General features: G+C 71.3%; 22 protein-coding genes and 5 tRNA genes. 16 read left to right on the top strand and 11 right to left on the bottom strand.

The annotated features are described in order from the left end of the window. Positions 1–168 precede the first annotated feature (168 nt). Genes QEZ54_RS14525 through QEZ54_RS14515 form a run of 3 tightly spaced genes read left to right on the top strand, consistent with a single transcriptional unit; the run spans position 169 to position 4,242 of the window. On the top strand, positions 169–2,148 hold the full coding sequence (locus QEZ54_RS14525; protein WP_281305106.1) for an APC family permease: 1,980 nt from the start codon (positions 169–171) through the stop codon (positions 2,146–2,148). Between the two features lie 10 nt (positions 2,149–2,158). Further along, entirely contained in the window at positions 2,159–3,556 is a 1,398-nt protein-coding gene (locus QEZ54_RS14520; protein WP_281305105.1) for a DUF4118 domain-containing protein, read from the top strand. After that, complete coding sequence (locus QEZ54_RS14515) at positions 3,553–4,242, top strand: response regulator (protein ID WP_281305104.1); 690 nt, start codon at positions 3,553–3,555, stop codon at positions 4,240–4,242. The genes QEZ54_RS14520 and QEZ54_RS14515 overlap by 4 nt, the downstream gene beginning before the upstream one ends. Positions 4,243–4,246: 4 nt before the next feature. Here the strand turns inward: QEZ54_RS14515 and QEZ54_RS14510 are convergent, their stop codons facing one another. Further along, a complete protein-coding gene (locus tag QEZ54_RS14510; RefSeq protein ID WP_281305103.1) occupies positions 4,247–4,615 on the bottom strand; it encodes a YciI family protein in 369 nt (122 codons plus the stop codon). A 434-nt stretch (positions 4,616–5,049) separates the two neighbouring features. Between QEZ54_RS14510 and QEZ54_RS14505 the strand changes: the two genes are divergently transcribed. Together QEZ54_RS14505 and QEZ54_RS14500 are read left to right on the top strand one after the other, a co-directional pair. Then, entirely contained in the window at positions 5,050–7,452 is a 2,403-nt protein-coding gene (locus tag QEZ54_RS14505) for a hypothetical protein (RefSeq protein WP_281305102.1), read from the top strand. An 876-nt stretch (positions 7,453–8,328) separates the two neighbouring features. Then, the gene (locus QEZ54_RS14500) at positions 8,329–9,615 is read left to right on the top strand and encodes a ricin-type beta-trefoil lectin domain protein (RefSeq protein WP_281305101.1); all 1,287 of its coding nucleotides are present in this window, start codon (positions 8,329–8,331) and stop codon (positions 9,613–9,615) included. 337 nt (positions 9,616–9,952) lie between these two features. Here the strand turns inward: QEZ54_RS14500 and QEZ54_RS14495 are convergent. Beyond that, positions 9,953–10,027, bottom strand: a tRNA-Val gene (locus tag QEZ54_RS14495). 176 nt (positions 10,028–10,203) lie between these two features. Continuing rightward, a complete protein-coding gene (locus tag QEZ54_RS14490) occupies positions 10,204–10,635 on the bottom strand; it encodes an SsgA family sporulation/cell division regulator (RefSeq protein ID WP_120318938.1) in 432 nt (143 codons plus the stop codon). A gap of 292 nt (positions 10,636–10,927) precedes the next feature. On the opposite strand from QEZ54_RS14490, the gene QEZ54_RS14485 reads away from it, so the two are divergent. Further along, positions 10,928–11,368: a TIGR02611 family protein gene (locus QEZ54_RS14485; RefSeq protein ID WP_281305100.1), complete on the top strand. Its 441-nt coding sequence runs from the start codon at positions 10,928–10,930 to the stop codon at positions 11,366–11,368. Positions 11,369–11,518: 150 nt separating this feature from the next. On the opposite strand, the gene QEZ54_RS14480 is transcribed toward QEZ54_RS14485, so the two are convergent. Genes QEZ54_RS14480 through QEZ54_RS14455 form a run of 6 tightly spaced genes read right to left on the bottom strand, consistent with a single transcriptional unit; the run spans position 11,519 to position 19,686 of the window. Continuing rightward, a complete protein-coding gene (locus QEZ54_RS14480) occupies positions 11,519–12,667 on the bottom strand; it encodes a VWA domain-containing protein (RefSeq protein WP_281305099.1) in 1,149 nt (382 codons plus the stop codon). Beyond that, positions 12,664–14,955: a DUF5682 family protein gene (locus tag QEZ54_RS14475; protein ID WP_281305098.1), complete on the bottom strand. Its 2,292-nt coding sequence runs from the start codon at positions 14,953–14,955 to the stop codon at positions 12,664–12,666. The genes QEZ54_RS14480 and QEZ54_RS14475 overlap by 4 nt, the downstream gene beginning before the upstream one ends. Next, complete coding sequence (locus QEZ54_RS14470) at positions 14,952–16,037, bottom strand: AAA family ATPase (protein ID WP_281305097.1); 1,086 nt, start codon at positions 16,035–16,037, stop codon at positions 14,952–14,954. The genes QEZ54_RS14475 and QEZ54_RS14470 overlap by 4 nt, the downstream gene beginning before the upstream one ends. Next, on the bottom strand, positions 16,034–17,527 hold the full coding sequence (locus QEZ54_RS14465; RefSeq protein ID WP_281305096.1) for a DUF5691 domain-containing protein: 1,494 nt from the start codon (positions 17,525–17,527) through the stop codon (positions 16,034–16,036). The genes QEZ54_RS14470 and QEZ54_RS14465 overlap by 4 nt, the downstream gene beginning before the upstream one ends. After that, a complete protein-coding gene (locus QEZ54_RS14460) occupies positions 17,524–18,846 on the bottom strand; it encodes an SWIM zinc finger family protein (protein ID WP_281305095.1) in 1,323 nt (440 codons plus the stop codon). The genes QEZ54_RS14465 and QEZ54_RS14460 overlap by 4 nt, the downstream gene beginning before the upstream one ends. Positions 18,847–18,882: 36 nt before the next feature. Next, positions 18,883–19,686: a hypothetical protein gene (locus tag QEZ54_RS14455; protein ID WP_281305094.1), complete on the bottom strand. Its 804-nt coding sequence runs from the start codon at positions 19,684–19,686 to the stop codon at positions 18,883–18,885. Positions 19,687–20,006: 320 nt separating this feature from the next. Between QEZ54_RS14455 and QEZ54_RS14450 the strand changes: the two genes are divergently transcribed. From QEZ54_RS14450 to QEZ54_RS14435, 4 genes are read left to right on the top strand one after another with little or no spacing between them, the layout of a single operon-like run. Then, entirely contained in the window at positions 20,007–22,283 is a 2,277-nt protein-coding gene (locus tag QEZ54_RS14450) for a nitrate- and nitrite sensing domain-containing protein (RefSeq protein WP_281305093.1), read from the top strand. A 1-nt stretch (position 22,284) separates the two neighbouring features. Further along, a complete protein-coding gene (locus QEZ54_RS14445) occupies positions 22,285–22,695 on the top strand; it encodes a roadblock/LC7 domain-containing protein (RefSeq protein ID WP_281305175.1) in 411 nt (136 codons plus the stop codon). Continuing rightward, the gene (locus QEZ54_RS14440) at positions 22,685–23,077 is read left to right on the top strand and encodes a DUF742 domain-containing protein (RefSeq protein WP_281305092.1); all 393 of its coding nucleotides are present in this window, start codon (positions 22,685–22,687) and stop codon (positions 23,075–23,077) included. The genes QEZ54_RS14445 and QEZ54_RS14440 overlap by 11 nt, the downstream gene beginning before the upstream one ends. Continuing rightward, positions 23,058–23,645 carry an ATP/GTP-binding protein gene (locus tag QEZ54_RS14435; protein WP_281305091.1) on the top strand — a complete coding sequence of 196 codons (588 nt, stop codon included), beginning with the start codon at positions 23,058–23,060 and terminating at the stop codon, positions 23,643–23,645. The genes QEZ54_RS14440 and QEZ54_RS14435 overlap by 20 nt, the downstream gene beginning before the upstream one ends. 54 nt (positions 23,646–23,699) lie before the next feature. Here the strand turns inward: QEZ54_RS14435 and QEZ54_RS14430 are convergent, their stop codons facing one another. Next, positions 23,700–23,921 (bottom strand): hypothetical protein, encoded by a 222-nt coding sequence (locus QEZ54_RS14430; protein WP_281305090.1) that lies wholly within the window; start codon positions 23,919–23,921, stop codon positions 23,700–23,702. A gap of 87 nt (positions 23,922–24,008) precedes the next feature. Between QEZ54_RS14430 and QEZ54_RS14425 the strand changes: the two genes are divergently transcribed. Beyond that, positions 24,009–24,407: a hypothetical protein gene (locus tag QEZ54_RS14425; RefSeq protein WP_281305089.1), complete on the top strand. Its 399-nt coding sequence runs from the start codon at positions 24,009–24,011 to the stop codon at positions 24,405–24,407. A gap of 43 nt (positions 24,408–24,450) precedes the next feature. Beyond that, the gene (locus tag QEZ54_RS14420; protein ID WP_281305088.1) at positions 24,451–24,984 is read left to right on the top strand and encodes an RNA 2'-phosphotransferase; all 534 of its coding nucleotides are present in this window, start codon (positions 24,451–24,453) and stop codon (positions 24,982–24,984) included. 234 nt (positions 24,985–25,218) lie between these two features. Here the strand turns inward: QEZ54_RS14420 and QEZ54_RS14415 are convergent. Beyond that, positions 25,219–25,294, bottom strand: a tRNA-Gly gene (locus QEZ54_RS14415). Positions 25,295–25,456: 162 nt separating this feature from the next. Here QEZ54_RS14415 and QEZ54_RS14410 point away from each other — a divergent pair. The 4 genes from QEZ54_RS14410 (at position 25,457) to QEZ54_RS14395 (ending at position 26,901) form a co-directional block, all read left to right on the top strand. Beyond that, positions 25,457–26,545 carry a CapA family protein gene (locus QEZ54_RS14410; RefSeq protein WP_281305087.1) on the top strand — a complete coding sequence of 363 codons (1,089 nt, stop codon included), beginning with the start codon at positions 25,457–25,459 and terminating at the stop codon, positions 26,543–26,545. 94 nt (positions 26,546–26,639) lie between these two features. Further along, positions 26,640–26,712 (top strand) — tRNA-Gly (locus tag QEZ54_RS14405). A 30-nt stretch (positions 26,713–26,742) separates the two neighbouring features. Continuing rightward, positions 26,743–26,813 (top strand) — tRNA-Cys (locus tag QEZ54_RS14400). Between the two features lie 13 nt (positions 26,814–26,826). After that, positions 26,827–26,901, top strand: a tRNA-Val gene (locus tag QEZ54_RS14395). Positions 26,902–26,982: the final 81 nt, after the last annotated feature.

Below are 26,982 nucleotides of genomic sequence, written 5' to 3'. Positions count from 1 at the left end.
GGCCGCCGGAAACAGCATTGAATACCTCACACCCCCCGCATTCGAAGCACGCCGGACGGAGAGTCGCGGGTCACACGGCGCCAAGACGGCGTGAAGATCGTCCGGTTCGGCGTTAAGAACGCGTCAAGATCCGGGGCGGACGCCATGATCGGGTCTTGACTGTGTCTCGTGTTCGAATGGCTCAAGCGGCTGGTCGTGGGGCGCCCCCTGCGCAGCGACCGGCTCGGTGAACAACTCCTGTCCAAACGGATCGCCCTACCGATCTTCGCCAGCGACCCGCTGTCGTCGGTCGCCTACGCCACCCAGGAGATCCTGCTCGTCCTGACCCTCGGCGGGCTGGCCTACCTGTACCTGGCACCCTGGGTCGGCCTCGCCGTCGTCGCCCTGCTCGCCGTGGTCGTGGTCTCGTACCGGCAGGTGGTGCGCGCCTACCCGTCCGGCGGCGGCTCGTACGAGGTGGCCTCCCGCAACCTCGGCCCCTCGGCCGGCCTGGTCGTCGCCGCCGCGCTGCTGGTGGACTACGTGATGACGGTCGCGGTGTCGGTCGCCGCGGGCGTCGACAACATCATCTCCGCGGTACCGGCGCTCAACCCCTACCGGGTGGCGATCAACATCGGGTTCGTGGCACTGCTGACCGCGATGAACCTGCGCGGGGTACGGGAGTCCGGCCGCGCCTTCGCCGTCCCCACCTACCTGTTCGTCGTCGGGGTGCTGTCGATGATCGCGATCGGCGTCGGGCAGACCGTGCTCGGCCACCCGCCCGTGGCCGAGAGCGCCGGCTGGCAGATCCAGCCCGAGCCGGCGCAGGTGGGCCTGACCGGGATCGCGCTGGTGTTCCTGGCGCTGCGGGCGTTCTCCTCCGGCTGCACCGCCCTGACCGGCGTCGAGGCGATCTCCAACGGCGTGCCGGCGTTCCGGCCGCCGAAGGCCGGCAACGCCGCCAAGACGATGGCCGCGATGGGCATCCTGTCGATCACCATGTTCGCCGGGATCACCGCCCTGGCGCTGATCGCCGACGTCCGGTACGCCGAGCACACCTGCGACCTGGTCGGCTTCCCCGGCGACTGCGCCACCGACGCCCAGCGCACCGTCATCGCCCAGCTCGCCGCAGCCGTCTTCGGCGGTACCGGCAGCTTCATGTTCTTCTACATCCAGGCCGCCACCGCGCTGATCCTGATCCTGGCCGCCAACACCGCCTTCAACGGCTTCCCGCTGCTGGGCTCGATCCTGGCCGAGCACCGGTACCTGCCCCGCCAGCTGCACACCCGCGGGGACCGGCTGGCGTTCTCCAACGGCATCATCCTGCTGGCCCTGGTCGCCGGGGCGCTGATCTACATGTTCGACGGGTCGGTCACCCGGCTCATCCAGCTCTACATCCTGGGCGTGTTCACCTCCTTCACCCTGTCGCAGATCGGGATGGTGCGGCACTGGAACCGGCTGCTGCGCGTCGAACCGGACCCGCGGCAGCGGCGGCACATGCACCGCTCCCGGATCGTCAACGGGCTCGGGGCCGTCTTCACCGGCCTGGTCCTGGTCGTCGTGCTGGTCACCAAGTTCACCCACGGCGCGTACCTGGTCGTCATCGCGATGCCCGTGCTGTTCGTGATGATGCGCGCGATCCGCGCACACTACGACCGGGTCGCCGCCGAGCTGGCCCCCGACCCCGGCGGCATGGTGCTGCCCAGCCGCATCCACGCCGTGGTGCTCGTCTCCAAGCTGCACAAACCCACCCTGCGGGCGCTGGCCTACGCCCGCGCCACCCGCCCGGACACCCTCACCGCGCTGACGGCCGCGATCACCCCCGAGGAGGTACGGCAGCTGCAGCTCGAATGGGGCGCGCACGACATCCCGGTGCAGCTGACCGTCGTCGACTCGCCGTACCGGGACATCACCGGCTCGGTGCTCTCCTACATCGCCGAGCTGCGGGTCGGGCACCCCCGCGACCTGATCGCCGTCTACATCCCCGAGTACGTCGTCGGCCGCTGGTGGGAGCACCTGCTGCACAACCAGTCGGCGCTGCGGCTGAAGGCCAGGCTGCTGTTCCAGCGCCAGGTCATGGTCACCAACGTGCCCTGGCAGCTGGACTCCAGCCACGCCGACCACCGGCAGGCCGCCGACCTGCGACCCCCGGCCGGGGTGGCTGGCTAACGTGAGCACCATGAGCACCCAGCCGAGGGCGGACCCGGCACCCGGCCGAGGCCACCGCCGCCTGGTCGCCGCGCTCCTGGCCGCGGCGGGGCTGGCGCTGCTCACCGCGATCCTGGTGCCGCTGCGCGACACGCTCGCCCTGGCCAGCGTCGTGCTGCTCTACCTCGCCGCGGTCGTGGCGGTGGCGGTCATCGGCGGGCTCTGGCCCGCCCTGGCCGCCGCCGTCGCCTCCGACATCCTGGTCAACTTCTTCTTCGTCCCGCCGTACCACACCCTGACCGTCGACGACCCCGACAACCTCATCACGCTGCTGGTCTACGTCGCCGTCGCCGTCACGGTCAGCGTCGCGGTCGACGTGGCCGCCCGGCAGCGCGCCGCCGCCGCGCGCTCCGGCATCGAAGCGACACTGCTGGCCCGCATCACCGCCGATCCGATCAAGGAGACCTCGCTGACCAGCCTGCTCGAGAACATCCGCGACACGCTGCAGATGGACTCGGCGGCCCTGGTCGAAACCGTCGACGGCCGGCGGACCGTGGTCGCCACCGCCGGAAGGGCGCCCGGCTCGCACCCCGCCCTGACCGTCCCCGCCGGCCCCGCGCTGGAGCTGGTGGTCGGCGGCCCGCCGGTGCTGGCGCCGGACCCGAGGTTCCTGCGCCGCCTGGCCACCGCCGTCGCCCGCGCGCTGCAGGCCCAGCGCCTCGCCGAGCAGGCGGACAAGGCGCAGCAGCTGGCCGAGGTGGACCGGCTGCGCGCCGCCCTGCTCGCCGCCGTCGGCCATGACCTGCGTACGCCGCTGGCCGGCATCAAGGCGGGCGTCTCCAGCCTGCGCGACCCCGACCTGCCCCTCACCCCGGAGCAGCAGCAGGAGCTGCTGTCCACGGTCGAGGAGTCCGCGGACCGCATGAGCGAACTCGTCGAGAACCTGCTCGCCCTCAGCCGCCTGCAAGCCGGGGCCCTCAGCGTCGACGCGCGCCCCATCGCCCTCGACGAGGTCGTCGCCGCCACCCTGCTGCACCTGCCGGACCCCGGTACGGTCACCGTCGCCGTCGGCGACGACCTGCCACTCGCCCTGGCCGACCCGGGCCTGCTGGAACGGGTCCTGGCCAACCTGATCATCAACGCCCAGCGGGTCAGCCCCCACGGAGCAGCGATCGAGGTACGCGCCGAAGCGTCCGCCGCGCGGATCCGGCTCCAGGTCGTCGACCACGGCCCCGGCATCCCCGCCGAGCAGCGCGAACTGGTCTTCGCCCCGTTCCAGCGCCTCGACGACGCCTCCGACACCGGACTCGGCCTCGGACTGGCCATCGCCCGAGGCTTCACCGAAGCCATGTCCGGCACCCTGACCCCCACCGACACCCCCGGCGGCGGCCTCACCATGACCATCACCCTGCCCAGGGCGCCGTCATGAGCCGCATCCTGGTCGTCGACGACGACAGGCAACTGCTCAAAGCGCTGCGTATCGCCCTGACGGCCCGCGGCCACGAGGTCCTGCTCGCCCACGACGCGGCCACGGCGCTCGCCGTCGCCAGCCACAGCCCGCCGGACCTGGCCATCATCGACCTCGGCCTGCCCGACGCCGACGGCATCACCATCGTCGAGAGCCTGCGCGGGTGGACCAGCACTCCGATCATCGTGCTGTCCGCCCGGCACACCGAACCGACGAAGATCGACGCCCTCGACGCCGGTGCCGACGACTACATCACCAAACCGTTCTCCATGGGCGAACTGCTCGCCCGGGTACGGGCCGGGCTGCGCCGGGCCGCCCCGGCCGGGGAAGCACCCGTGGTCCGTACCGGCAGCTTCACCATCGACCTGGCGGCCAAGCGCATCACCCGCGCCGACGGCACCGAGATCCGGCTCACCCCGACCGAATGGCACCTGCTGGAGATCCTCGCCCGCAACCCCGACCGGCTCGTCACCCAGCAGCACCTCCTGCACGAGGTGTGGGGGCCCCGGTACGAGAACGAGACCAACTACCTGCGGGTCCACCTGGCCAACCTGCGCCGCAAACTCGAACCGGATCCCAGCCGCCCCCGCTACCTACGGACGGAACCCGGCCTCGGCTACCGGTTCGCCCCGGACGACGCCCCCTAGCGCATCACCGGGCGGCCCGGCGGAGCATCTCGTCCAGCTCGGGATCGGGCAGGAGCTCGCGGACCTCCTGCGCGCAGCGGCAACCGGCGGCGAACTTCGCAGCCCACCCCAGCGCCTCCTCGCGGGAGGGAACGTCGACGACCACGAACCCGCCGATGACCTCCTTGGTCTCCGGGTACGGGCCGTCCACGACCAGCCCGTCGGTGGCCACGATGCTCGCCCGCTGGCGTTCGAGGCCGGCGCCGAAGACCCATACGCCGGCGTTCACGGCCTCCTGGACCACCGCGTGCGCGGCCTTGCCCACGTCGGGGAAGTCCTCGGCGGGGATGTGGTCCATCGCGCCGTCGTCGAACGAGATCAGATACCGCGTCATCTCAGACTCCTCCGTACCGGCGGCCTGGTCCAGCCGCCTCTCACCTTCTCTACGAACGACCCGCCCCGAATCCGACAACCCGCCAGCACGAGTTTCGTACCCGGCACCTACCGCCCCGGTATCAGCTTTCCTGATCGACTACGCCGGGAGTGCCAGCACGGTTACGTCCCAGGTCTCGCCGGAGCGACACCGCTGGGTCGTTTCAGCCGGTCGATCGATAGCAAAGGATGTTCAGTCAGGGACTGCTTCCACGAGGACCCGGACCAGGTGGTGACCCTGCTGACCTCGCGAGCGCCAGGCCCTGGTCTTTCACCCATACGTGAGGCGCGACAGTCCACGGCCGGCCACGAACGGGACAGTGGCGATTGTTGTGCCGTGGCACGATGCTTCCGCGATACCGCACATCGCGGTTGAGTTGCGTACGGGGAGTCCACATGAGATTGCGTTCCCTGGCCGCCGGCGCCGCCGGCGGACTACTGGCGGCTTTGCTGCCACTCCTGCCCGCATCAGCGTCGGCCGCCGCCGTCCGGCCGCCCACAGTCAACGGCACCGCGGCGGCCAACGCCGCCGCACCGGCGGCCAGCGCCGTTACCACGGCAGAGGTCGACGCCTCCGCGACACGGTGCGGCGGCAACCTGGCGCTCGGCGCGGTCGTCGTCTGCCCCTCCATCACGGGTACACGCAAGGATCTTTTCAAGATCCATACAAGCGTGGCCAACGACACCCTCTACACCCTGCTCGGCCGCTCCTCCGGGGACTGGGTAAGTGCCTCGATCGCCGACTCGCGTGGAAACGTCGTCTGCAGCGTCACCACTGACTCCGGTTCGTGCCGGCTCGGTGCGGCCGGGCTCTATACGCTGACGGCCTGGCTGTACTTCGGCGGAAGCGGCAACTACTCGATCTCGGTCGAGTCGATGCGTACGCCGTCGACCTGCTCCGCGCTCGCGGACTCGTTCTTCTCCTTCGCCTCGCCGGGCGCGGCAAGCACGTTGCCGAAGGGTTCAGCGGGTCGGTGCTACTCGTTCAACCAGCCGCAGGATTCGGTGCTCTACCTGTCCGCTCCCGGCGGCGGTGACGTTCAAGGGCCCATCCTGGACGCGCAATACCAACCGGTCTGCTTCATTCGGTACACCACGAACTGCACGCTCAGCCAACCCGGCCCGTATCGCCTGTTCCTGCACGAGTTCTACGGCAACGAGGCGGCGTACACGCTCTACCTGCCGCGGATCTCGAACTCCGTCGGCTGCCCGGCGGTGACGGCCGGCCCCTTCGGCGACCAGGGCAGCGCCGTGGCCGCCGGGACCGTCACCAGCCGGATCGGCTGCCACCAGCTGACCGTCGCGAGCGCCGAAGTCGTCGGCGTACGCTTCAGCCAGTTCGAGGACCAGTTCCTGTGGTGGTGGATCTACGACAACGCCGGTCAGCAGGTCTGCGAGAAGTACAGCAACGCCAACGGCTGTCCGTTGCCGACGGCCGGGAAGTACACGATGGTCGTGCAGAACCAGGGTTGGGAGCCCTCGCTCACCTACAAGCTGGGGATCACGAACCTGTCCGCCGACGCGGGCTGCGGTTCGGCCGTCGCCACGTCCTGGGACCAGCCGGCGCTCGTGCTCCACGTCACGTCGCCGGTGCAGATCAACTGCGTACCGGTGACGGGGCGGGCGGGCGACCGGATCCTCACCTACGTCGCACCGACGGCGTACAACGAGGCGCTCGCGCTGCTCGTCGACGACTCCGGCACGCTCGTCTGCACCGGCCACTCCGAAGAGGACGGTTGCCGACTGCCGGCCGACGGGACCTACCGGGTGCTGTCCTACCTTCGCAACTGGGACAGCGGGAGCACCGATCTGACCTACAAGCTGCAGGTACGCCGACTCAACGAGCCGGCCGGGTGCCCGACGGTGACGCCGGGTCCCTACAACGCCGCCCCGGCCAGCGCAGTGGCCGGTAACCGGTGCCGAGTGCTGCAGATCCCGGCGGCCGGCAACTACCGGATCAAGCCCGTGACCGCCGAGGGTTATGAGGCCTACGGCCAGATCTACGACGCTGCGGGGAGCAAGGTCTGCACCACACAGATGTGTACGTTCCCCGCAGACGGCAGCTACACCATGGTCCTCAACGGTTCGGTGCCTAGCAGCGTCCTCGACGAGGATTACCAGTACGCCCTGGCGGTGCTGCCGACGGTGCCGTCTGGCTGTGCCCAGGTCTCCGACGACCTCGGGGCGCTGGGGGCATACCGGGGGCACTTCGATTCGCCGGCCCAGTTCGACTGCGTGCAACTGGCCAGCCCCGCGGGCGCGAGGATCATGGAGGTGCTGCCGGGTGACGCGACCGGTGCTGGGCGGCCCTTGGTGGCCGTGGTGGACGCGGACGGAAACTACGTGTGCGACTCCACCTACTCGCTTCGGCAGTACTCGTGCGAGCTCACCGGAGCAGCACCGTTCTACGCGGTCATGACCGGCGCCAACGGCAACCCGGTCGGCGGCTACACCGTGAGCTTCCCCCGGGTGAGCGGGACCAACTCCTGTGCCGTGCTGCCTCAGGGCGCCACGGGCACGTCGATCACGACCAGCCATGACCACTTCGCCGCCTGCTTCTCGGTTCCTGCCGACCAGCACGGCGCGAAGGAGGTCTTCACCTACACCCGGACCTCGGGCACCGGTGACGCCGGCTTCACCGTGGTGGACGCCAACGGGATCGTGTGGTGCGGGTACCTGGGCTCGCCATCGGTCAACCGCAGTATCACGTGCACTCTGCCTGCCGGGCCGGTGACGGTGGTGCTGGAGGCCGACGCGGTCGATGCGGCCTACCAGATCTCGCACGTGGCCGGAGCGTAGGCGACGGCGTAGCAGACAGATGCCCGGCCGGTCGCGGACCGGCCGGGCATCTCACGTTCAGCACCAACGGCTACGGACGACGACACGCGCGACCGGAGAGTCACGCGACGCAAGCCAGCAGGTGTGGCGAGGCAGGGTCCATAGAGGTTAGACACTCGAACACGAGAAGAGGGCACGTCCATCGCTGGGATTTCCCTCTGAGCTGGTGGACCATACTCGGCAGAATCCGAACCGCATTCCCCGGTTCAGGGCCAACCGTCACACTCAGCGCCATGCGAACCCGGCCCTGTGAATACTTAATGCCGTCTCGCGGTGTCTATTTGGTCACTCGATAGAGGCTACGCTGCAGGACCTTGCTCCGTGCGACGACGCCAGTGGGGGCTTCGGCGCTTGTAGCCGCTGAAGGTCACGTAAGCCTTGCGGGTCCGAGGGTGTTGAACTGACGACCTCTTCGTCCCGAACGTAACACCTTGGTTCGAGACCCAGGCTGCATGGAGAGGTCCACCAGCCGAAACCGTCCACAGGCTCCGTGGCCGTCCGTCGGTATGCGTCTGCATAGCCACTCAATCAACCACCCACTCCGACGTGCTGTCAGCGGTGGTCACCGAGCATCAATGGTGATCTAGACCAGCTGATCAATGCGCGAATTCGTTGCTTTGGCATGGCAGGTTATTGACAACAAGGTTTCCAGTCACGCACCATGTGAGAGCGCTCTCACGTCTGCCACGTGGGACTCGAACAGGCATTTCCGCCAATCGCACCACCGCCGCCCCTACTCGAGAAGGGCACATCGCTGTGGAGATTCAACAAGAACGCGCACCTCACATGCCCCGTGGCCGCACTGTGAGCCGAGCGCTGTCACGCGGCCGGCGCCTCATGATCGTCCTCACCGCGGCCGTCACTGCATTCGTCGGCAGCGCGGTCGTCCAGCAGCAGCCCGCACACGCCGCGTGGAGCCTCGTGTGGGCCGACGAGTTCAACGGGTCCGGCGCTCCCAGCAGCGCCAACTGGAATTACAACGTCGGCAACGGCCTAAACCCCGGCCTCAATACTTTCGACGGCTGGGGCAACGGCGAGTGGGAGTGGTACCGCCCCGAGAACTGCTCGCAGTCCGGCGGCAACCTCGTGATGCGCGCCAACTGGCTCACGACGCCCATCGTGGTCAACGGCCGCAACTTCTACCAGACGTCGTGCCGCATGACGACGGACACGAAGAGGTCCTTCCAGTACGGCCGCATCGAGGCGCGCATGGCGCTCCCCACCGCCACGGGCTCGTGGCCGGCTTTCTGGATGCTCGGCGACTCGTGCGACGAGTCGTCCACGAGCGCCTACAACCCGGCGCAGACCTACTACGACCGCCTGCCCACCAACTGGGCCAGTTGCGGCGAGGTCGACATCATGGAACACGCGAACGCGAACGCGACCGTGACGAACAACATCTTCTGGGATGTGCGGACCGGCGTGTTCCCGTGGACAGCGGGTCAGAACGCCAACTACGTCGCGAACCCCGCCGTCAACAACGCCGCGGCCTTCCATGTCTATGCGATCGAGTGGACGCCCGCGCAGATCCGCTGGTACGTCGACGGTACGCAGACGCACGTGATCGACACGACACCGGCGACATTGGAGGAGTTCCGCAAGCCGTTCCACCTCATCTTCAACCTGGCGCTGGGCGGCACCTACCCCGGACAGAACCCCGTGCAGGGCCAGTTCCCGCTCACCGCATTGATCGACTATGTGCGCTACTACCAGGACGGCGGGGGCACGGGCGGATCCGCGACGCAGATCAACGGGCCGGGCGGCAAGTGCGTGGACGTGGCCGGAAACGACACGGGCGGCAACGGCGCGGCCGTGCAGCTGTGGACGTGCCAGGGGCCTGCTGTTTCGCAGGACCAGCAGTGGAGCTGGAACGGCCAGACCCTGCGGACGCTGGGCCGGTGCCTCGACGTCAACGGCGCGGGTACGGCCAACGGCACGCTGGTGCAGCTCTGGGACTGCAACGGCACCGGCGCACAGAACTGGGTCCAGGAAGGCAACCGGTTGCGCAACCCGAACTCCAACAAGTGCCTGGACTCCCCGTCAGGCTCGACAGCGGACGGCGCGCGACTGCAGATCTGGGATTGCAACGGATCGGCCGCACAGTACTTCGTGAAGGCCGCGTGACGGCTGGACGAGGGGCACGCTGACGGTCAGGGCGCGGGAGCGGACAGGCTCCTGCGCCCTTTCCGCGCGTTCCGGGATACGACCCGCGCCGGGATTTGTCAGGCGTGGGTCGTGGAACGGTGGCCGGGCGGACCCGCCCGCGGCCCATCGGCCCGTGACCAGCGGACCCGACGAGAGCAGGCATCGACACTCTTGAACCGCTACACGCACCACTCGGGCGATCAGGGCCGGCGGGTTCGCGATGCCCTCGCTGACTTTTCGCTGACTATGGGCCTTGACACCGTGCCCGAAGACGAGGAAAGCCCTTCCGAAGAAGGGCTTGACCCGCTGTAGCTGATGGTGGGCGATACTGGGATCGAACCAGTGACCTCTTCCGTGTGAAGGAAGCGCGCTCCCGCTGCGCCAATCGCCCGCAACGAGATGGAACTCTACAGCATGTGCGGCAGCGCCCGCATCTCGGTACCTCCCCGACACGCCGCGCCCTCCGCAAATCCGCTGCAAACAGGTCGAGGTGCTCTCGCAAGAGCACCTCGTCCGTCTTTGGTGACGGTCGGCGACCGCCGGGGTGGGGCGAATTGCAGGGTTGGTTCAGCGTCCGGCCAGCAGCCGGTTGACGGCGGCGTCGACGTCGAGGTGATCGGTCTCACGACCGCGCGGTACGACGACGTACGTGCGTCGGAGGAATCGGACGAGGACACTGCGGGGGACCTCGAAGAGCGCGTTGCCGTCGGGCGACGACAGGGCGAGCGCGACGAAGTCGCCGCGCGGGGTGGCCCAGGGCCAGACCCGCACGTCGCCGATGCCGGCCGGTTCGTCGAGTCCGGTGACCAGCAGTTCGCGGGCGAACGACCAGCTCACCGCCTCGCCGCCGGCGGACTCGGCATGGAAGAGCACATGCACCGCGTACGGGTCGACCGGGTCGTAGCGAAGGCTCGCCCGCACCGGAAGCGAGGTCGCGTCGGGCGCGACCAGCCGCAGCGATGTCTCGACCTCGACGGTCGTAGGACGGATGGCACTCATGGACGTACTCCCCCCGGCACTGCGGCGGAGCTCAATCGCTCCGCCCCTCCCATACTCAAGGTGACTCTCCCTTATACGCTCCGTCATCGTTACGATCTCACCCGATCGCGGGAAGATCGATGAAAACGCGGGCTCCGGCGCACCCACAGGGAGTAAGATGCCGTGTTTTGCCCAGAATTGCTCGGATGTGATGCCGCCCAAGGCGTCGACACACTCCGGTAACGTCCAGTCATCGGGGTTGGTGACGGGTGATTTCGAGGGCCCGGGGAGCGAGACAGGCAGGGTTGGGGCGATGACCGACAAACCGGACTTTCGGCGGCCGCACCCGCCTACCCGCACCGGCGTGAAGGACCGGGCCCGCCTCGGCTACCTCGCCATCAGGGCGAACCCGACCGGGCGGTACGCGCTGAAGATCATTATCGGCGCGCTGGGCGGCATCGTGGTGCTCGCCGGGCTGGCGCTGATCCCACTGCCGGGACCGGGCTGGCTGATCGTCTTCGCGGGTCTGGGCATCTGGGCGATCGAGTTCGCCTGGGCCCGCAACCTGCTGGTCTTCGGCAAGGGCAAGCTCAGCGGCTGGACCGGCTGGGTCAAGCGCCAGCCGCTGGTGGTGCGGCTGCTGATCGGGCTGGCCGGGCTGCTGTTCGTGGCGGCGGTGCTGGCGGTCTCGCTGCGGCTGACGTTCGGGCCGGAGTTCTTCGGGCAGGCCTGGACCTGGTTCCTCGAGCATTGAGGGAACTCCCAGCCACCGGTCAGCCTGCCGGTGCCGTACGACCGGACGACTTGACCGCAGCGTCACCGGGCGGTGTGATCAGAGTGATCCGGCCGCGCCCGTCAACCTCCCCAGGTCAGCGCGGCCGGATCCCGTGAGCTGCGAAAACGCTCAGCCCTTGAGTTTCTCGATCAGCGGCCCGAGATCACGCCGCTCGATGGCCGCGGCCATGAGTTCCGGGAACGCGTCGGGCGTGCAGGCGAACGACGGCACCCCCATCGCCGCGAGCGCGGCCGCGTTGCCGTGGTCGTACGCGGGCTGTCCCTCATCCGACAGCGCCAGCAGCACGATGACCTGCACCCCCGCCGCCGTCATCGCGGCGACCCGGCGCAGCATCTCCGCGCGCACCCCGCCCTCGTACAGGTCGCTGATGAGGATGAAGATGCTGTCGCGCGGACGGGTGACCAGACCCTGGCAGTAGCCGATGGCGCGGTTGATGTCGGTGCCGCCGCCCAGCTGGGTGCCGAACAGCACCTCGACCGGGTCGTGCAGCTGGTCGGTCAGGTCCACGACCGCGGTGTCGAACACGACCAGCGACGTGCGCAGCGTCTTCATCGACGCGAGCACCGCGGCGAACACCCCGGAGTAGACGACCGACGCGGCCATCGACCCCGACTGGTCCACGCACAGCACCACGTCGCGCTGCACCGCCCGGGTCTGCCGGCCGTACCCGATCAGGCGCTCCGGCACGATGGTGCGGTGTTCGGCCTGGTAGTGCTTGAGGTTGGCGCGGATGGTGCGCTGCCAGTCGATGTCGCGGTGGCGGGGCCGGTTGATCCGGGCGGCGCGGTTGAGCGCGCCGGTGACCATGGCCCGGGTCTTGTTGGCGACCCGCCGCTCCAGTTCGGCGACGACCTTCGCCACCACCATGCGCGCGGTGGCGCGGGCCTTGTCCGGCATCACCTTGTTCAGTGACAGCAGGGTGCCGACCAGGTGCACGTCCGGCTCGACCGCCTCCAGCATCTCCGGTTCGACCAGCAGCCGGGTCAGGTTGAGCCGCTCGATCGCGTCGGCCTGCATGACCTGTACGACGGTCGACGGGAAGTACTGCCGGATGTCGCCGAGCCAGCGGGCCACCTTCGGTGCCGAGCCGCCCAGCCCGGCGCTGCGGCCGCTGCCGCCCCCGTCGCCCTCGCCGCGGTAGAGGGCGCCCAGGGCGTCGTCCATGCCGCTGTCCGTTCCGGACAGGCGTACGCCGGTGCCGTCGCCGTCGCCGCCGAGCACCAGTCGCCAGCGGCGCAGCCGCTCCTCGTCGCTCATGACTGACTTCCTCCAGCGGTGACCAGCAGTTTCAGGGTCGGCAGCACGAGGGCGACCCGGTCGGGGTCCAGTGCGGCCAGATCGTCGTCACCGGACGCGGGGCGGCCGGGTTCGCCGCTGCCCAAGTGGCGTACGCGTTCGCCGACCGAGCGGCGCTCCGGGGCGGCGAAGGCGCCGAAGGTACGCCGCAGCAGCGGCAGCACCGCCGTGAACGTGTCCGGCCCCAGCCCGGTCAGCCACCGGTCCACCAGGGACAGCAGTGCCTCGTCGTGCACCAGCAGCAGCCCGCCTCCGGCGATGAAGCCCTCGACGTAAGCGGCGGCCGACGGGGCGGGCACGCCGACGGTGAGCGAGCGGGCCAGCCGCAGCTCGACCGCGTCGGCGTCGAGGATGCCCGCGTCGCGCAGCAGCCGCAGCAGCCGCCCGGCGAGCAGGCCGGGCAGGTCCGGCCGGTCGATGAGGCGGGACAGGGTGTCCAGCCACTCCTGCCGCAGCGGCAGCTCGGCTCCGAGCAGGTTGAGGGCCTCGTGGGTGCCGTCGAGGTGGATGCGCAGGGCGCGGGCGGCGTCGTCGTCGAGGCCGGTGACCGCGCCGGGCAACCCCAGCCGGATGCGGGTGACCAGTCCGGACAGGACCTCGGCCAGGGCGTCGGTGCTGGTGGCGCGGACGTCGCCGTAGCGCAGCGACCGGGCCAGCGCGGGCACGGCGGCCATGAGCTGGGCGACGTCGGTGTCGACGGCGGCCCGGTCGGCCAGTGCCTTCAGCACCGCCGGCTGGGCCTGCGGCAGCTGCGCGAGCAGGCACGACTCCAGCAGGTTGGTGAGCCCGGCCAGGTCGGCCGCGGGGCAGGACTCGACGACCTTGGCGGTGGCGGCCTGCTCGACCGTCACGCCGTACGCGCTGGCGCTGATGAGGTCGACGGCGTACTCGGGCTGCCACTGCAGCTGCCAGGACTCCCAGAAGGTGCCCTTGCCGCCGCGCGCCCGCTGGGCGGGGCGGCCCCAGTCGACGCCGAGCAGCCGCAGCCGGTGCAGCAGGCGGCTGCGCTCCAGGTCGTTGGGTTTGCGCAGGTCGAGGTCCAGGTCGCGGACCAGGGCCTCAGGCGTCAGGCGCAGCCGCTTGGCCTGGGCGGTGACGTCGCGGGCCAGCGGCACCGACGGGGTGTCGTCGGGTACGGCACCGAGCCGCTCCCCCACCACGACCTGCCGCTGGATCAGCTCCAGCCGGGTCTCGTCCCCGTCGCACAGCACCGCCCGGGTCGCCTCGGTGACCTCGGCCAGGCCGGGCAGCGGCCGCCCGCGCAGCACCGCCAGGGTGTCGGCCAGGCGCGTCGCCTCGATGACGTGGGCGCTGGACACGGGCAGGTCCTGCCCGCGCAGCACCCCGGCGACGCCGACCAGCCACCGCTCGACCGGATGGTCCTCGGCGGTGAACAGGTGGTGGTACCAGCCGGGCGAGGTGACCCCAGCACCGTAGCCGCTCCACGAGGCGAGCCGCCCGTGCGTCCACGGCACCCAGGTGATCGCGGTCGGCACCGTCGGCAGGCCCTTGAGCAGTTCCTTGTCGGCCTTCTCGGGGGGCAGGTCGCCGGTCAGGGCGGGTACGTGCCAGGCGCCGCAGACGACGGCGATGCGCTGGTGCCCCTCGCGCAGCGCCGCGCGCAGCGTCTGCCGCATGTACGCCTCACGGACCAGGTCCTCGCCGATCGCGGGGCTGCCGGCCCGCACCTCGGCCATCGCCTCGGCGACCGCCGCGAACGGGTTGCCGTCGCGGCGGTGCTCGATGACGTCCTCCCACCAGCGTTCGGCGTCGTCGTACCCGGCCGCGTGGGCGAGCCCGGCGATCGGGTCGACCCGCAGCTCGGCGGGGTCGGCCGGGTCCGTTTCGACTGTGCCCGCCTCAGACCCGGCGTCGGCGGTCGGCTCGGCGGGTGCCTGAGCCGCGGCGCGGGCGGCGAAGCGGTGCCCGGCGGGCAGGTCGCAGAAGCGCAGCGGCACGTCGTGGGTGACGGCGTGCCGCAGCGCCTGCCATTCGGGCGAGAACACCGCGAACGGCCAGAACGACGCGCCCTCGCCCGGCGTGGTGCCGGTGCCTGTCGGGTACGCCAGCAGCGCCACCGGCGGCTGCAGGCCCTCGTGGGCGGCCAGCGCCACCAGGCCGTCGGCCTCGGGCGGGCCCTCGACCAGGATCAGGTCGGGGCGCAGCTCGCCCAGGGCCCGCACCAGGGCCCGGGCCGAGCCCGGACCGTGGTGGCGGATGCCGTAGACGTGCACGCGGTCGCTGGTCACTCCGCCTCCCGCGCGGCCCGGTAGAAGTCCTTCCAGCCGTCGCGCTCGCGCGCCACGGTCTCCAGGTACTCCCGCCAGATGACCGCGTCGGTGACGGGGTCGCGGACCACCGCGCCGCGGATGCCCGCGGCCACGTCGGCCGCGCGGACCACGCCGTCGCCGAAGTGCGAGGCCAGGGCCATGCCGCTGGTCATCACGGAGATCGCCTCGGCGGTGGACAGCGTGCCGCTCGGGCTCTTCAGCTTGGTACGGCCGTCCGCCGTCAGCCCCTCCCGCAGCTCCCGGAACACGGTCACCACGCGGCGGATCTCGTTGATCGCGTCGGGGACCTCCGGCAGCTCCAGCGAGCGGCCCAGCGAGGCGACCCGGCGCTGCACGATGTCGACCTCCTCGTCGACCGAGCCGGGCACCGGCAGCACCACGGTGTTGAAGCGGCGGCGCAGCGCGCTGGACAGCTCGTTGACGCCCCGGTCGCGGTCGTTGGCGGTGGCGATCACGTTGAAGCCCTTGACCGCCATCACCTCGTCGCCGAGCTCCGGCACCGGCAGCGTCTTCTCGGACAGGATCGTGATCAGGGTGTCCTGCACGTCGGACGGGACGCGGGTCAGCTCCTCGACCCGGGCGATCGCGCCGGTGCGCATGGCCACCATCAGCGGGCTGGGCACCACCGCGGCCGGGGTCGGGCCCTCCGACAGCAGGCGGGCGTAGTTCCAGCCGTACCGGATGGCCTCTTCGGGGGTGCCCGCGGTGCCCTGGACCAGCAGCGTCGAGTCGCCGCTGATCGCGGCGGCCAGGTGCTCCGACACCCAGGTCTTGGCGGTGCCGGGCACGCCGAGCAGCAGCAGCGCCCGGTCGGTGGCCAGGGTCGCCACCGCGACCTCCATCAGCCGGCGCGGGCCGATGTACTTGGGGCTGATCTGGTCGCCGTCGCCGAGCAGGTACGTCACCACGGCCTGCGGGGACAGGCGCCAGCCCGGCGGGCGGGGCTTGTCGTCGGCGGCGGCCAGGGCCGCGAGCTCGTGGGCGTACGACTGCTCGGCGTGCGGACGCAGCACGGTCGGCGTGTCGATGGTGGCGGTCATGCGAACTCCCGGTGGATGTCGTGCCGGATGGCGATGATGGTGTGCAGTCGGGCGAGGACCTGGACGTGCAGCTGCGGAACGTCGTCGAGCAGCGCCGCCAGCCGCGGCGCGTAGGCGGGGTCGAGGCCGGTCTCGGCGCGGCGCAGCAGCTGGTACCGCAGGCCGCTGGAGCGTTCCCGGTCGCGCAGGGCTTCCAGCACCGCCTCGCAGACGACGGCGGGCCAGATGTCGGGCAGCGCGGGCAGCAGCCGTACCCCGCTGTCGACGTTGCGGCGCAGGTGCCGGGCGACGGTCTCGGCGAGCTCGTCGGGCGGCAGCACCGCCACGAGCTGGGCGTGCAGCTCGCCGGCGTCGGTGAACCCGGCATACAGCAGCGCCTTGGCCCATCCGCCGTCGCGCTGGGCGACCGCGGCTCGGGCCAGGCCCTTGCGCACCACCGGGCCCCAGTCGTCGGAGGCCTTGCGGTTGAGCACGGCGGCCGGGTCGGCGTCGATCGCGGCCCAGCAGTCCAGCGGCGCGGCGGCGATGATCTGGGCGAGCCAGTGGGCCCGCTCGCCGGTGCCGGTCGGGGGCTTGGCCACGATGCCGTCGCGGCGCATCCCGGCGTCGCACTCGGCGGGCGGCGTCACTTCCAGCCGCCGCGCCTTGACCGCCTCCACGCAGGCCAGCGCCCGGTCGGCCATGCGCTGCCGGTATGCCGAGCCCGGCAGCTGCCCCAGCAGCCGGGCGGCCGCCTCGCGGATCTGGGTGCGCCGGTCGTCGAGGGCCTTCTCCAGCCACGGCTCGTCGTCGAGGCCGAGGCCGGTGGCGCACGCCTCGATGAGGGCGGCCAGGTCGGCGGCCTTCTCCTGCGGCCACGCCTCGGCCAGCAGGTCCCGCCCGGCGGCCGGGTCGGTGCCGCGCAGGCGGGCCAGGTGCGCGGCGCGGGCCTCGATCCGGCCGGTCTCCCAGTCCTCGGCCCCCGGCGCGGCCTCGGGTGCGGTCATGGCCCACGACCAGCGGCCGAGGCCTTCGGCGCACAGCCACTGCAGGCGGGCGCCGCCGACGGCGCGCACCAGCTGCCGCTGGCTCGAGTCGGCCTGCTCCAGCAGCGCCACCAGGTGCTGCGGTGCGGCGAGCAGGTCGCGCCCGGCGGCCAGCCGCAGCCATTCGCCGAGCAGTTCGTGCTGCACCTGGCGGTCCAGTTCGGCCTCCGAACCGGACAGCAGGCGGCCCAGCCGCTGCTGGGCGGCGGCCGGGGCGTAGCGCGCGGTCTCCGCCGGGGCGGGCGCGGGCGCCTCCACCTGCGCGGGCCGCTGACCGGCGCGCCGGGCCACGGTGACCACGGCGGCGGCGGTGAGCAGCCCGTCGGGGTCCAGCGGACCCGCCGGGACGGCCTCAGCCAGCACCTGCGGCACCGCGTCGGGGGCGCAGGGGCGGCGGTCGGTGCCGACCAGGGCGCTGGACAGCAGCTGCGGCCACAGGGCGGTGGTGGTGTCGGGGCTGGTCATGCGCGCACCACCTCTTCGTCGGCGTACACGGCCAGCGGACGCAGTCCGGCCGGGGTCCACTCGGCGGCCAGCGTGACCGGCTGCCCGCCCGCGATCGCGGCGGTGCGCCACGGGTCGCCCGCCGCCGGGTCCAGCGCCAGCGCGTCGCCGTCGGCGTCGACCAGGTGCCAGGGCGTGCCCGGCACGAGCGTGCCCCGCAGCAGCAGCGGCCAGCCGGTCAGCCACGGGTCGCCGGCCAGCGCGGCGGCCACTTCGCGCAGCGCCTGCGCCGCCGGCAGGACCGGGCCCGGTCGCGGGCACTGCCGCGGGGCGCCGTGCCGGGCGGCCACCAGCGCGCGCAGCGGGGTGGCACCCGGATGGAAGCACAGCTCGGCGTCGACCTCGGTGCCCAGGACCAGGTCGACGGGCAGGGCCTGGCCGGGGGCGGCGAAGGACAGGATCAGGGCGGCGCGGCCGGTGTCGCGGCCGCGCAGCCATACCCGGCGGCTGGTGAGCTTCTCCTCGGCCTCGTCGCGTACGCCGAGGACCTGCCAGGTGTCGCGGACCGGCGGGGTCGCCAGCACCTGCTCCGAGGTGGCCGGGGCGCCGACCCTGGCCCTGACCGTGGCGGCCAGCTCCTCGGGCAGGTCATCGCTGCTCGCGGCACCGGTGAGCAGGTGCAGCAGCGACAGCTCGGACAGCAGCCGCTGCTGCCAGTCCGCACCCGAGCTGGGCAGCGGGGCCAGGCGGCGCACCGCCGCGGCCAGGCCGGGCGCCTGCGCGTCGACGAGGCGGGCAGCCACCTGCTCGAACGGCTTGTAGCCGGACTGGTCCAGCCCGGCGATGCCGTGCCGGATCTGGTCGGCCAGCCATACCCGCAGCTCGGTGATGCCGCCCGCGACCGACTCGGCACGCTTGTCGGCGCGGCGCTGCGCCGCCCGCTCCTGGGCCTCGGTGCGCGGGGCGGCGGCCCGTTCGGCCTTCTTGTCGGCGCGGGCACCGCGGGCGGTGGTCCACTGCGTCATGAAGTCCGGTGGCTCGGTGGCGGCCACCTGGCCGCCGGACCACCGCAGCAGCAGCGCGAGCGCGTGCTTGCACGGGAACTTGCGGCTGGGGCAGGAGCACTTGTACGCGGGCTCGGTGAGGTCCACGCAGATCTGGTACGGACTGCTCCCGCTGCCCTTGCACAGGCCCCACAACCCGGCCGGCTCCCCGCCGGTGCCGGTGGTGCTCCAGCCGCCGGAGGCGGCGAGCTTGCGCGCCGAGGCGAAGGAGGAGGCGTCGGGCGCGAGCGCCTGCACCTGCTCCGCCGTCCAGGGCGGCATCGTTGCTTCGGACATGGGCGGCACCATAGCCACCCTGTCCGACAGCGACGGTCACGCCCCGGCCGCAGCGCCCTGTGCTGGGACGGATCCGGCCTGCTCGACGAGCTTGGCGCGGTCGTCGGGGATGCGGGTGCGGGCGGGGTCGAGGAAGTCGATGAGGTCGATCAGCGCGTGCTGGATCCGCAGCAGCCGGATGTTGCCGTCGGGCGAGCCGACGCGGCGCAGCTTGACGATCTCGTCCACGTCCTCGCGCAGCCGCGCGAACCAGTGCCGGAACTCGGGCTCGGTGTCCAGCCGGGAGCAGAACGCCGGGTACGTGATGCTGTCGCTGCGGCCGTTGGCCCCGTTGACCATGCACAGCTCGCCGAGGGCGCGCTGCTGGCCGCGGAACAGCCGGAAGTGCGGCAGCGGGTACTTCAGCGTCGACAGCTGGGTGCTGACCGCGCCGAGGTGGCGGGTGAACGCCCGGTTGCTCTCGTCGTCGCCCAGGTCCAGGAAGCGCATCTCGCGCCGGATGATCTCGACCCAGCAGAGGTACTCGGCCAGCACGTAGACGGTGTAGTCGCGGGCGTAGCGGCGCTCGGAGTCGTCGTCGTGGTCGAGGAAGTGCAGGAAGTAGTCGCCGCCGAACGCGTTGTGCAGCCGCGACTGGAGGCTGAACGCGGCCAGCAGCAGCGGTTCGCGGTAGCGGCTGAGCACCTCCTGCGCCTGCTCGGCCTTGGTCTCCAGGTGGCGCTGCTCGGCCAGCCGGTGCTCGAACACGGTGGCCCGCTTCGCCGACCAGGTCGTCATGACGCCCGCGACGACCGCGCCGAGCACGGAGAGGATCGCCGAGACGAGGCTGAGGGTGTCCATAGTGATCTCCCTGGAGCAGCGGGGGGCCGTGCGACAGTCTGCCGGGCGGGCCGGGCCGTGCCAAGGTGATGTACCCAGCGCAACGCCTTCGTCGCCATAAGTGATCATGTCTGCTGTGGACATCCACCGCAGTGGACAGGAACACTCTCGGGCCGCTAGTTTCTTGGCCCGAAGGCAATTGTCGAACAGCGCCCTGTGGCATGTCACAAACCGATGGGGGTCGGTCGGGTTCGCGCAGACCCGGTGTCGATGCCGTGGTGCGCCGTACCTTGGACGTGGTCAGTGTGAGAAACCGTGGCTGGAGTATCCGCGCCAAGATCATGACGTTGGCTGTGGTCCCGCTGATAGCGATCACCGGCCTGTCCGTCTTCGCAGTCGCGGTCACCGCCGACAGCGCCCTCAACCTCCTCCACGCCCGCCAGTACGAGCAGGTGTTCGGCAACTACGGCGAGCACGTGATGGTGCAGCTGCAGCAGGAGCGCCGCCTGTCGGTGGCGGAGAAGCCCGGCTCGGCCGCGCTGACCGAGCAGCGCGCGAAGACCGATGCCGACGAGCAGATCCTGCGCCGCCGCATCGCCGACAGCGGACTGCGCGAAGACCTCTCGCCGCACGAGCTGGGCCTGGTGGACGGGTTCCTCACCGCGCTCAACGGGCTGCCGCAGACCCGCGCCGACATCGACGCCGGGCGCGCCGACAACGCCGCGATCGTGCGCGACTACTCGGCGCTCATCGACACGCTGTACATGGCGTTCTCGCCCCTGACCGACCTGGCCGACCCCGCCCTGGCCCGGTCCGCGCGCGGCCTGTTCTCCATCAGCCGCACCCGCGAGCTGCTGGCCCGCGAGGACGCCGTGGTCACCGGCGCCGTGGCCGACGGCAAGGTCACCACCGCCGAGCAGACCGCGGTGCTGCGGGTCATCGGCGCCCGCCGCCAGATGCTCGAGGAGGCGCAGGCCGCGCTGACCTCCCCGCACCGCGAGACGTTCAAGCAGATCTTCGCCAGCGACACCTACACCACGCTGTTCTCGATGGAGGAGTCGCTGTCCAACGCGCGGGCCGGCGGCAAGCTGCCGCTGGACGCCAAGATCTGGCGCAGCACCGCCGACGCGCTGATCACCCAGACCGACGCCGCCGAGGGCGCGGCCGCCGGCGCCACCTCCGACCTGGCCAACGAGATCGGCATCGGCGCCTTCGTCAAGACCATCTCCTCCGGGCTGCTCGGCCTGATCTGCGCCGTCATCTCGCTGGTGCTGTCGCTGCGCACCGGCCGCTCGGTGGTCCGGCGCCTGGAGCGCCTACGGGTCTCGGCGCTGGAGGTGGCGCACGAGCGCCTGCCGCGCGCCATCGCCGCCCTGCGCCAGCCCGGCGCCGTCGTCAACGACCCGTCACTGACCGAAGTGCCGCTGGTCGCCGTCGGCACCGACGAGGTCGGCCAGGTGGGCCACGCCTTCGGCGCCGTGCAGCGCACCGCCGTACGCGCCGCCGTCGACGAGGCGATCCTGCGCCGCGGCATCAGCGAGGTCTTCCTCAACATCGCCCGCCGCTCGCAGGCGCTGCTGCACCGCCAGCTGACCCTGCTGGACCGGATGGAGCGGCGCACCACCGAGCCGCAGGAGCTGGAGGACCTGTTCCGGCTCGACCACATGGCCACCCGCATGCGCCGCCACGCCGAGGCGCTGGTCATCCTCGCCGGCGCGGCCCCCGGCCGGGGCTGGCGGCACCCGGTGCCGACCATCGACGTGGTCCGCGGCGCCACCTCCGAGATCGAGGACTACCAGCGCGTCACCGTCGACCGCATGCCGGACGTGGCCATCGTCGGCCGCGCCGTCGGCGACCTGATCCACCTCATCGCCGAGCTGCTGGAGAACGCCACCTCGTTCGCCCCGCCGCACACCCGGGTCCGGGTCTTCGCCGAGGTCGTCGGCGCCGGACTGGCGCTGCACGTGGAGGACCGCGGCCTGGGCATGAGCGACGCCGAGCTGCTGGAGGCCAACGCGAAGCTGGCCGAGCCGCCCGCGTTCGACCCGGCGCAGAGCTCGCGGCTGGGCCTGCTGGTGGTGGCCCGGCTGGCCGCCCGGCAGGGCATCACGGTGCGCCTGCGGCCCTCGTCGTACGGCGGTATCACGGCGGTCGTGCTCGTCCCCGCCGAACTCGTGCTCAACGACGGCACCGTGCGCACCGAGCCCGTCCTCACCGCCCCGCGCGTGCCCGCCGTGGCCGCGGCGCCCGCCGTCGCGGCGCCGGTCGAGGAGCAGACCATAGACCTCGGCACCACCAGCAAGACCGACGAGGAGGCCGCGCTGCTGCTGCCCAAACGGGTCCGCCGCAGCACCGCTCCCGAACCCGCCACCGCGGGCAGCCCCGGCGCCGTGGGGGACGACACCACGCTCTCCATCGCGACGGATCCGGCACCGCCCCGCGCCCGCAGTGCCGACCAGGTCCGGACGATGATGTCCGCGTTCCAGTCGGGTACCGTGCGCGGGCGGGCCAAAGCCGTCACCGAGATCTCCGACAACGGGGAAGACACCGTGAGCCACAGCCGGCCGCAGGACAGCGCCGGCTTGGAAGACAGTCCCACCCTGGAAGGACGTGCCTGACGTGGTACCGACGACGACCCGACCCGCGACCGACTGGCTGCTCGACGACCTGCTCGCCCGAGTGCCGCAGGCCCGCTGCGCCGTCGTGCTCTCCGTCGACGGCCTGCTCACCGGCGCCTCCACCGGCATGTCCCGGGACGACGCCGAGCACCTGGCCGCGGTCGCCTCGGGCTTCTCCAGCCTGGCCGGCGCGACCGGCCAGCGGTTCAAGGGCGGCCCGGTGCGCCAGACCATCGTCGAGATGGAAGAGGCGTTCCTGCTCGTCAGCGCCGCCGGTCAGGGCTCCTGCCTGGCCGTGCTGGCCGACCCCGACATCGACCTTGGCATCCTCGCGTACGAGATGGCCATGCTCGCCACCCGCGTCGGCACGCATCTGGCCACGCCGTCGCGGCCGGGTGCCGATGTCCACTGACCCCACCGACCCGGTAGTCGATGAGGGCCCGGCCTGGTGGGATCACGAGGCCGGGCCGGTGGTGCGTCCGTACATGGTCACCGGGGGCCGGGTGCGGCCCAAGACCACCGACTTCGACCTCATCACGTACGTGGTGGCGACCGCGTCTCTGGCCGCGGACACCCCCTCGCCCGAACACCAGTCGATCCTGGCGTTCACCCAGGAGCCCCGTGCCCTGGCCGAGCTCGCCTCACGCGTGGACCTGCCCCTGGGCGTGGTCCGGGTGCTGCTGTGCGACCTGCTCCAGGACGGTCTGATCGCCCGTTACGATCCGCCGTCCACCGACCACCTTCCGAATGTCGACACCCTCCAGGCGGTGATCCATGGACTCCGTGCGCTCTGACCACGCGCCGGTCCCCCAGGCGTTGAAGATCCTGGTCGCCGGAGGCTTCGGCGCCGGCAAGACCACGCTCGTCGGGGCCGTCAGCGAGATCAGTCCACTGCGGACCGAGGAGGTCCTGACCACCGCCGGGGTCGGCACCGACGACACCACAGGTGTGTCCACGAAGACGACCACCACGGTCGCGATGGACTTCGGCCGGATCACCATCAACCCGCACCTGGTGCTGTACCTGTTCGGCACCCCCGGGCAGAACCGCTTCTGGTTCCTGTGGGACGAGCTGGCCACCGGCGCCCTGGGCGCGGTCGTGCTGGCCGACACCCGCCGCCTGGCCGACTCCTTCGCCGCGATCGACTACTTCGAGCAGCGCGGCACGCCGTTCGTCATCGCGGTCAACTGCTTCGACAGCGAGCAGCGCTACACCGTCGAGCAGGTGCGCGAGGCGCTGGACGTGGACGGCCACGTGCCGGTGCTGCTGTGCGACGCCCGCGACCGCATCTCGGTCAAGAACGTGCTCATCACGCTCGTGGAGCACGTTCTGACCATGGTGAAGGCCGCCGTACCGGCCTGACGTCGGACTCCGCCGGTGGGTGAGCCCGCCTCTCCCCCACCGGCACCCGACGGACTACTTCTTGCGGCGCACGACCAGCACGACGCCGATGACGATCACGGCCACCACGACGAGGCAGCAGATCAGCGTGGCGCCACCGAAGATGCTGCCGATGCCGCGCTTCTTGCGCGCCAGCTCGGCGACGCCCGACTCCTCCGCCCAGGCGACGGCGGGAACGAGCATCGTGGACAGGAAACCGGCCACCACAGCGGCCCAGAGGCGAGACATACGTTCCATGGCAGCCAGCCTAGGCGGCGCGCGCCACTGCCCGCCGAAGTCACGCCACGACCTGCGACCTTCCCTTGTACGCGGGACACTGGCGGGATGACCGCGCCTGCTCTGCTCATCGTCGACGCCGCCAACGTCGTGGGGTCGGTTCCCGACGGCTGGTGGCGCGACCGCCACGGCGCGGCGACCCGGCTGCGCGACGCGCTCGCGGGGCTCGCCGAGACCGGCCTGCCCGGCGTGCCGGAGCTGGCCGGGCCGATCGAGGTCGTGCTGGTCGTGGAGGGCGCGGCCCGCGACGTGACGCAGATCGCGGGGGTACGGGTGCACGCCGCGCCCCGCAGCGGCGACGACGCCGTCGTCGACCTGGTCCGGCAGGAGTCCCCGCAGCGCCCGGCCGTGGTCGTCGCCACCGCAGACCGCGCCCTGCGCGACCGGGTGACCGCCGCGGGCGGCCGCGTCACCGGCCCCCGCAGCCTCCCCTACCGCGGCCGATAACACGTCGACAGGCGTTGCGGCGCCCGCCTACCGTGGCACCGACATGGATATCGTGAAAATCAGCAAGCGCCTGTCGTACGTACTGCGCCACGCGCCCGAGAGCGTCGGCATCACCCTCAGCCCCGACGGCTGGGTGCCGATCGACACCCTGCTGCGCGCCCTGGCGGCCAACGGCCCCCGGGTGACCCGCGAGCAGCTGGACGCGGTCGTGGCCGGCAACGACAAGCAGCGCTTCGCCATCGAAGGCGACCGGATCCGGGCCAGCCAGGGCCACTCCGTGCAGGTCGAGCTGGGCCTGACCCCGGTGGAGCCGCCCGAGCTGCTCTACCACGGCACCGCCCGGCGCAACCTGGCCTCGATCTACGCCGACGGCGTACACCGCGGCAACCGCCACCACGTGCACCTGTCGGCCGACGCCGGCACCGCGCACAAGGTCGGCAGCCGCCACGGCGCCCCGGTGATCCTGGTGGTCGCCGCCGCCGAGATGGCCGACGACGGCCACAGCTTCTACCGCAGCGCCAACGGCGTATGGCTCGCCGAGGACATCCCCGCCCGCTACCTCCGCGGCGAAGCCTGACCCGCCCCGCCCGCAGTCTTTCCCGCGACCTTTCCCGCTGCCCCCGCCCCGTCTTGCATATACGTTGGCCTATCTCGTCGACTGAGATGTGATCATCTTCACTGAGATAGGCCAGCGTTTATGAGAGGCGGGGCAGTGGCGGGGCGCGGGGCGCGGCCGGATAGCGGCGGTCGGCGGGGCCGGTGACAAAAGAAGATCGCCGGTGGCCCGAGGGGCTACCGGCGATCTTTCGTATGGAGCGGATGACGAGACTCGAACTCGCGACCCTCACCTTGGCAAGGTGATGCGCTACCAACTGCGCTACATCCGCATGTCAGGAGGCTTGCCCTGCGGCTCGCTGCCCGACGACAGAACTCTAGCGGGTGCCCCGCCGCCCGCGCCACTCGGTATCCCCTTCCGCGCGCCGCAGGGTCGGACAGCGCGGCCAAGACGGTGATGCGAGCCGCACTCACCTGCCCGTACCCTCAATCGGGTGACCCGCCCCCGCCTGGGCCGCGCCGCCCGCCGCCTTGCCTGCCTGGCCCTGCTCGCCGCCCTGGCCGCCTGCTCGCAGCAGCAGCCGCAGCCCGCGTCGTGGCACCCGCCCGCGAACCCCGCCGAGCCCTCCGCCACGGCCTCGGCCGCGCCGGCACCCGCCGAGGAGATCACGCTGGCCTTCGCCGGGGACGTGCACTTCACCGGCCGCACCCTGGCCCTGCTCAAGAACCCCGACAAGGCCTTCGGGCCGTACGCGAAGCAGTTGAGCGCTGCCGACTTCGCCATGGTCAACATGGAGACGCCGATCACCGACCGGGGCAGCGAGCAGCCGAAGGAGTTCCACTTCCGGGGGCCCAAGGAGTCGTACGCGGCGATCAAGGCCGCCGGGATCGACCTCGTGTCGATCGCCAACAACCACACCCTCGACTACGGCCAGATCGGGCTGCTGGACACCCTCGACTCGGCGAAGGAGGCCGGGCAGCCGGTCGTCGGCGCCGGGCACAACACCGAGGAGGCGTACGCGCCGTACCTGACCACGGTGAAGGGGGTGCGGCTGGCGATCGTCGGCATGTCGCAGGTGCACGACCTCAAGGAGCAGTGGAAGCCCACCGCGACCCGGCCGGGCGTCGCGATGGCGTTCGACCGGAAGCTGGCCGTGGCTGCCGTGAAGAAGGCCCGGGAGCAGGCCGACGTGGTGATCGTCTTCATGCACTGGGGCACCGAGGGCCAGAGCTGCCCCAACGGCGAGCAGAAGACCTTCGCCAAGCTGATGGCCGACAACGGCGCCGACCTGGTGCTGGGCACCCATGCGCACGTGCTGCTGTCCGACGGCTTCATCGGGGACACGTACGTGCACTACGGCCTGGGCAACTTCCTCTGGTACTCGGTCTCCAAGAGCACGGACACCGGGCTGCTCACCGTCGTGATCAAGGACGGGAAGGTGCAGAGCCGCGTGTTCACTCCGGGCGTGGTGTCGAACAACGGGCAGCCGGTCCCGGTCACCGGGAACGCGCTCAAGGCCGTACAGCAGCGGCTTGAGCAGGCATCCAACTGCACCGGACTGGCACCGCAACCCCGGGCGTGACGCGCCCGGGGCACCCCGGTTTGGCAAGACCACCCTCGACCGGCTAAAGTTCTCATCCGTTGGGCAGCACGCCGGAAGGCGGGCGAACTGACAAGCGGATGTAGCGCAGTTGGTAGCGCATCACCTTGCCAAGGTGAGGGTCGCGAGTTCGAGTCTCGTCATCCGCTCGGAGAACCGCCGCAAGGCGTTACTACCACGGTGGAGTGGCCGAGAGGCGAGGCAACGGCCTGCAAAGCCGTGTACACGGGTTCAAATCCCGTCTCCACCTCGTAAGACAGCACGGGCGATTGGCGCAGTGGGAGCGCGCTTCCTTGACACGGAAGAGGTCACTGGTTCAAACCCAGTATCGCCCACCAGGTCAGAGGGCCTGTCCGCAGAGCGGGCAGGCCCTCTTCCATTTCCGTGTGACTGACTGAGTGACCAAGGCCTCGGTGATT

Origin of the sequence: Catellatospora sp. KI3, from assembly GCF_029948125.1 — a bacterium.
Lineage (GTDB): Bacteria > Actinomycetota > Actinomycetes > Mycobacteriales > Micromonosporaceae > Catellatospora.
This window is presented reverse-complemented; position numbering and strand designations above follow the sequence as displayed.